This is a genomic window from Ruegeria sp. BHSB056 (assembly GCF_059613305.1).
The window spans coordinates 33,089-39,107 of the sequence record NZ_JBXWSG010000030.1 but is presented as its reverse complement, the minus strand read 5'-3'; the positions used below and the strand labels follow the sequence as shown (position 1 = coordinate 39,107).

The following is a 6,019-nucleotide window of genomic DNA, read 5'->3' as shown; positions in this document are numbered from 1 at the left end:
AGGGTGCCATCACGGCCAGACCGGCGGGCAGATGGTTCTGCAACCCGGCAATGAAGTGATAGAATGCGTCCGTTTCGCCGCCTTGCGGGCCCGAGAAGATGTTCTGTCCAGTCTCCATGTCGATAATCGAGTGATGGATATGCATGGCCGAGCCCGGCTCTTCCTCGATCGGTTTGGCCATGAAGGTTGCAAAACAATTATGCCGCAATGCCGCTTCGCGGATCAGGCGTTTGAAGTAGAATACCTCATCAGCAAGTTTGACCGGGTTGCCGTGGCGCAGGTTGATCTCCAACTGACCCGCACCGCCTTCTTGGGTGATGCCATCGATTTCGAACCCCTGATGTTCGGCAAAGTCATAGATATCGTCGATGACCGGGCCGAACTCATCCACCGCAGTCATTGAATACGCCTGCCGCGCCGCAGCCGGGCGGCCAGAACGCCCCATCATCGGCTTGATTTCCTGTGCGGGATCGACGTTGGGGGCGACCAGAAAGAACTCCATCTCTGGCGCAACAACCGGTTTCCAGCCTCGGTTGTGATACAGCTGGACCACGCGTTTCAACACGTTGCGTGGGCTATAAGGGATCGGATCACCATCCCGGTCATAGGCGTCGTGGATCACCTGCAGCGTCCAGTCCCCGGTCCAGGGCGCGGCTGAAGCCGTCGAATAGTCGGGCTTCAGGATCATGTCCTTTTCGATGAACCCGTCGTCACCTGCGGCTTCACCCCAGTCCCCCGTGATGGTCTGGAAGAAGATGCTGTCGGGCAAGTGAAAGTAGGATTGCTTGGCAAATTTCGTGGCAGGCACGGCCTTGCCGCGTGCAATTCCGGGAAGGTCCGAGATGATACACTCAACCTCGTCCAGCCGCTGTCCGTGGAAATAGGCTTTGGCGGCTTCCGGCAGTTTATCAGTCCAATCAGCCATCAGGCTCTCTCTTTCTTTAAAAACTCGGCCATATGGCGTGCGATAGTGGCGTTGTCATCCGGGGCGGTTTCGCGATTTGCAGCTTCGCGCATCAGGTCTTCGGGGACGACGCCTTTCCCCCGTGTGCGCATCAGGCCCGCGACAAACCCATTGGTGAATTCAGGGTGGGCCTGAACCGTCCAGATCGTGTCTCCATAAGCCAGCATAGCGTTTTCGCAAAATGCGTTCTGACCCAAAACGCGCGCCCCTTCGGGCAGCGCGACAACCTGATCCTGATGCCAGGCATTCAGCCAGACTGTGTTGCCGTCATATTCGTATTCAGTGCGTCCGACGGCCCATCCGCCCGAGAATTTCTCGACCTTGCCGCCCAGTGCCTGCGCGATGATCTGATGTCCAAAGCATACGCCGATCAGTGGCTTTCCGCTTTGCTGAATCTCTCTGACCAAGTCTTCCAGTGGGGCGATCCACGGCAGGTCTTCGTACGCGCCGTGGCGCGAACCGGTAATGACCCAGCCATCTGCGTCATATGCGCCGCCTGGGAATATGCCGTCGACCACGGCAAAGGTCTGGAACTCAAATCCGTTGCCACCGAGAAGTTCAGGAAACAGCTCATCATAGTCGCCAAATTCGCCATGTAAGGCATCTGGTGTGTGGCCGGTTTGTAAAATGCCGATTTTCATGTGTCACCAAATTTGATCAAATTCACTCTAGCTGAGTCCCAATGAGGCGGCAAGGGGGGTCAAACCGCCTCGAGATAGCTCAGCCAGTGATCTTCAGGAGTGATGCGCTCAAATCGTTCAACTTCCTGTCGCTTGGTCATGGTCAGGTACTGGATCAGGTCAGCCGAGAAAAGTCGGGAGACCAGAGGGTCGGTTTCAAACCTGTCAATTGCAGTTGCCCAGTCCGGCATCAGTTGGGGAAGGTCTTCAATATCGTAAGCATTACCTGTGATCGGGGCAGGAGGGTGCAGGCCGTCTTCGATCCCGACAAGGGCTGCGCCCAATACCGCGGTCAGCATCAGGTAAGGGTTGATGTCACCACCCGCGACGCGGTGTTCGATGCGCCGCGCTGCCGGAGCTCCGCCCGGGATGCGAATTGCGGCTGTTCTGTTCTCATAGGCCCAGCAGGCCCCGGTCGGTGCATGCGCGCCCGGTACAAGCCGCGTGTATGAATTACCATGCGGAGCAAAAATCAACGTGCTGCCTGGCATGGCTGCCACACAACCCGCGACGGCGGAATGCAGAATGTCGGTCCCTTCAGGCCCGCCATTGTCAAACACATTGCGCCCGCGTTGGTCCAGCACCGAGAAATGCACATGCATCCCATTGCCCGCGTCATCGGCATAGGGTTTTGACATGAATGTTGCGGCAAACCCGTGTTTGCGCGCCAGACCGCGCGTCAACGCCTTGAAAAGCCACGTATCGTCGGCACAGCGCAAGGCATCCTGATGATTCAGGTTGATTTCGAACTGGCCAACGCCACTTTCCGAGATGGCGGTTTGCGCGGGGATGTCCATGGCGGCGCAGCCATCGTAGAGGTCTGTGAAGAAATCCTCGAACGCATCCATTTCAGCGACCGACAGAACGGACTCATGTAACAAACGGCGTCCGGTGATCGGGTTCAACGGAGGTTGCGGTTGCGCACCCGAAGCATCGATGAGCGTGAATTCCAGTTCGGTCGCCGCGACGACCGACCAACCGCGTTTGGCATATCGGTCAAGAATGGCAGACAGAGCGTGACGCGGATCACCAGCAAACGGAGTGCCTGCATCGTCATACAAGCTCATCGGAACCAGCGCCGTTTCTTTCGGAAGCCAGGGGACAGGCACAGGACCCCGGTTGGTTGGGCGCAACACACCATCCGCATCGCCGGTTTCAAACACCAGTGGGCTGCCGTGAATGTCCGCGCCCCAGAGATCGACATTGAGCGCCGAGAACGGCATGCGCACGGCGCCTTTTTCCAGCTTTCCCGCATATTCAGGGGGCACGCGCTTGCCCCGCATCTGACCGTTCAGGTCACAGGCAGTCACACGAAAACTGTGCAGGGCGCTCAGGTCCATTTGGGGCTCCGTCAATTCTGTTTCCCCGTGATGTACTTCAATGGATCGGATTTGTCATCAAATTTGATCAAATTTTGATTTTTGGGTCAGATCTGTATGTTCGGCTTGGTTTTCGGCTGATAACACAGGAAGCCCTGCTGGCAAGGCTCGCGCCTTGCGTTTTCATCGGCAAAGACATCGTGGGAACAACTGGTAAAGCATTGATCATATTGGTCAATGAAGGTGTCGGATGCAGGGCCTTGAAACGTTTTATTTCACAAGGGGTGTGTGCGCGAAATCGAGACGTAGTGCGGCGCTTCATCCCGCAGAACAGCTTCTTTCTACTTTCCGCAAGATTTGGCTTATTTTGGCGATTTTTCTATGATAGCTGCGGGTTTCGTACTCTTGAGGATGGTTGAATTGACTGCACGTGGAAGAGATAACATTCGACACCATGCAGCCCTGAGCATTGCCCCCATGATGGATTGGACCGACCGCCACTGTCGGTATTTTCATCGGCTGCTTAGCTCGGAAACCCTGCTGTATACCGAGATGGTAACCGCACCAGCGCTTGTTCGGGGTGGGGCGCTGCATCTGTTGGACCATTCACCGCAGGAACATCCCGTGGCTTTACAGTTGGGCGGGTCCGACCCGGAGGAGTTGGCGCAAGCGGCACGTTTGGGTGCTGATGCAGGATATGATGAGATCAACCTGAACTGTGGGTGCCCGTCGGACAGGGTGCAGTCTGGTACTTTCGGGGCGGTTCTGATGAAAGATCCGGCGCGGGTTGCAGAATGCGTCGCAGCAATGCGCGACGCGGTAAATGTGGATGTCACGGTCAAATGCCGCATCGGCGTGGATGATCAAGAGCCCGAAGAAGTTCTGCCTGCGTTTCTTGAGCAGATCAGCGCGGCAGGTTGTCAAAGAGTAACGATCCATGCGCGCAAGGCGTGGTTGCAGGGGTTGAGCCCCAAGGAAAACCGCGATGTTCCACCGCTCGACTATGACCTTGTGCATCGGATGAAAGCCGCATTTGCGGATCTGCATATATCGATCAATGGTGGTATCGCCAGCTTGGACGAAGCAGCAGCACATCTGGACGCGGGTCTTGACGGTGTCATGATCGGTCGGGCGGCCTATCATCAGCCCGGTGATATCCTGGCAGATGCCGATCGGCGCATCTTTGGCGTTGGAACCGTTCGCGATCCGATGACGGTTGTTCAAGAAATGGTGCCCTATGTTGAGGGGCACCTTGCCAATGGCGGGCGTTTGCACCAGATCACACGGCATATGCTGGGTCTCTTTGCAGGGCGTCCCGGTGCGCGGGCATGGCGGCGCGCATTGTCCGAAGGGGCCGTGCAGGAAGGGGCCGGGCCAGAAGTCATGCTACAGGCCCTGAACCACATAGCGCCGATGGCCGAGGTTTAGACGGCAAAGGGGGGACGATGCCCGAGACAATGTTGCTGGCCCAGATGATGGGCCTTTTGCTTGTGATCGGCGCGCTGGCCGGTGTGCTTGCCGGGCTGTTAGGAGTGGGCGGCGGGATCGTGCTGGTCCCCGCGTTCTTCTATGCGTTTCAAACGCTTGGCTATGGCGGTCCGCAATTGATGCAGCTCTGTCTGGCGACGTCGCTGGCCACGATCATTGTAACGTCTATGCGGTCAGTTCTTGCCCACAACAAGAAGGGCGCAGTGGATTGGAATATCCTGCGCGGCTGGGGTCCGGGTATTGTCGTCGGCGCAATTGTCGGAGTGCTGGTCGCATCGGCCCTGCGGACCGAGGCTTTGCAGGCACTGTTCGGAATTCTGGGCATGGTGATCGGTGCCTATCTTGGGTTGGGTCGCGCAGAATGGCGGTTGGGCGACGCTATGCCCGGCGGTATCAAACGGGCCGTCCTGTCCCCACTGGTCGGGTTTCTTTCCGTTCTGATGGGCATCGGCGGTGGCAGTTTCGGTGTGCCGCTGATGAGCCTCTATAACACCCCTATCCACCGCGCGGTCGCTACCGCTGCCGGGTTTGGGGTGATCATTGCCGTACCGTCGGTCATTGGGTTCTTGTTTGTGGATATCGCCCCCGAGCATCGACCCCCGTTGACCATTGGCACGGTTAATCTTGTGGCCTTCGGGATCGTTGTTGCAATGACAATGGTTACCGCGCCCTGGGGGGTAAAGCTGGCCCATGCGATGGACCCAAAACCGTTGAAACGTGTCTTCGCCGTGTTCCTGACGCTGGTCGCGCTGAATATGCTGCGCAAGGCCGTGGGCTTATGAGCGATTTTTTGGCCCGGGGCTGGGTGAAATTCCCGTATGACCCGGTGCTGGCCGAATGGGTGAACTACGCCTTGCCTGCCGCACAGACGTCTACAACGGACCCGGCCCATGCGGAATGGTTGGATTGTGAAGGGACGTGGTTCATCGGTGTCGACGCACTGCCCAATGACACGAAGGGCAGGGTCGGGCAGTCCGGGCCTCTGACCGGGAAGGCCATGGCGTTCATCGACAAGCACTTTGGAGATTTACCGCTGCACAAGGGGCAGGTTTCGGTTGTTTATCCGGGTTATCCGCGCCCGCGCCGGGGCGAGAATGAAGCGGCCTCCCGGTACCGTCGAAACAGGGATGCGGCCCATGTGGACGGTTTGCGCCCGACAGGACCGGATCGCCGCCGCCGGGTTGATGAACCTCATGCCTGGATTCTGGGCATTCCACTGACCGAGGCCAGCGCAGACGCGTCTCCGATGGTGGTGTGGGACGGCAGTCATCACATTCTGCGGTCCGCGTTCAGGCAGGCGCTTGAAGGGATGCCGCCTGAGGTCCTGCACGACGTTGACATAACGGACATCTACCAATCCGCCCGTCGCGAGGTGTTTGCGACCTGCCCAAGGATCGAGTTGCCTGCAAAGCCGGGAGAGGCTTATCTGCTGCACCGCCATTGCCTGCACGGGGTTGCACCTTGGGCCGAAGGGGCGACGGCGGGGCAAGATGGTCGAATGATCGCCTATTTCCGCCCCGAATGTGCCGGTGGAGTAGCAGAATGGATCGAATCCGCCTAACGTCCTG

Annotated in this window: 6 protein-coding genes; 3 read left to right on the top strand and 3 right to left on the bottom strand. The window is 58.1% G+C overall.

The genetic code is table 11. From position 1 onward, the window contains the following. The 3 genes from AC2FND_RS09870 to AC2FND_RS09860 all read right to left on the bottom strand — a co-directional run. The coding region (locus AC2FND_RS09870; RefSeq protein ID WP_496769447.1) for a glutamine synthetase family protein at nt 1-925 on the bottom strand (925 nt) is incomplete at its 3' end. After that, the gene (locus AC2FND_RS09865) at nt 925-1,605 is read right to left on the bottom strand and encodes a type 1 glutamine amidotransferase (protein ID WP_209503436.1); all 681 of its coding nucleotides are present in this window, start codon (nt 1,603-1,605) and stop codon (nt 925-927) included. The genes AC2FND_RS09870 and AC2FND_RS09865, both read right to left, overlap by 1 nt. Nucleotides 1,606-1,664: 59 nt before the next feature. Continuing rightward, entirely contained in the window at nt 1,665-2,984 is a 1,320-nt protein-coding gene (locus AC2FND_RS09860; protein WP_496769445.1) for a glutamine synthetase family protein, read from the bottom strand. Between the two features lie 390 nt (nt 2,985-3,374). Here AC2FND_RS09860 and dusA point away from each other — a divergent pair, with 390 nt between their 5' ends. The 3 genes from dusA to AC2FND_RS09845 are packed head-to-tail and all read left to right on the top strand — an operon-like array spanning nt 3,375 to nt 6,012. Beyond that, nucleotides 3,375-4,391: a tRNA dihydrouridine(20/20a) synthase DusA gene (gene dusA, locus AC2FND_RS09855; RefSeq protein ID WP_496769443.1), complete on the top strand. Its 1,017-nt coding sequence runs from the start codon at nt 3,375-3,377 to the stop codon at nt 4,389-4,391. A 17-nt stretch (nt 4,392-4,408) separates the two neighbouring features. Beyond that, nucleotides 4,409-5,233 carry a sulfite exporter TauE/SafE family protein gene (locus tag AC2FND_RS09850; protein ID WP_496769442.1) on the top strand — a complete coding sequence of 275 codons (825 nt, stop codon included), beginning with the start codon at nt 4,409-4,411 and terminating at the stop codon, nt 5,231-5,233. After that, a complete protein-coding gene (locus AC2FND_RS09845) occupies nt 5,230-6,012 on the top strand; it encodes a hypothetical protein (protein ID WP_496769440.1) in 783 nt (260 codons plus the stop codon). Before AC2FND_RS09850 ends, AC2FND_RS09845 begins: the two co-directional genes overlap by 4 nt. The last annotated feature ends 7 nt before the right edge of the window (nt 6,013-6,019 follow it).

Excerpts from the sequence above, each read along its gene's own strand:
- AC2FND_RS09845 (WP_496769440.1), top strand. The coding sequence starts at position 5,230 with ATGAGCGATTTTTTGGCCCGGGGCTGGGTGAAATTCCCGTATGACCCG.
- AC2FND_RS09865 (WP_209503436.1), bottom strand. The coding sequence starts at position 1,605 with ATGAAAATCGGCATTTTACAAACCGGCCACACACCAGATGCCTTACAT.
- AC2FND_RS09860 (WP_496769445.1), bottom strand. The coding sequence starts at position 2,984 with ATGGACCTGAGCGCCCTGCACAGTTTTCGTGTGACTGCCTGTGACCTG.
- AC2FND_RS09850 (WP_496769442.1), top strand. The coding sequence starts at position 4,409 with ATGCCCGAGACAATGTTGCTGGCCCAGATGATGGGCCTTTTGCTTGTG.
- dusA (WP_496769443.1), top strand. The coding sequence starts at position 3,375 with ATGGTTGAATTGACTGCACGTGGAAGAGATAACATTCGACACCATGCA.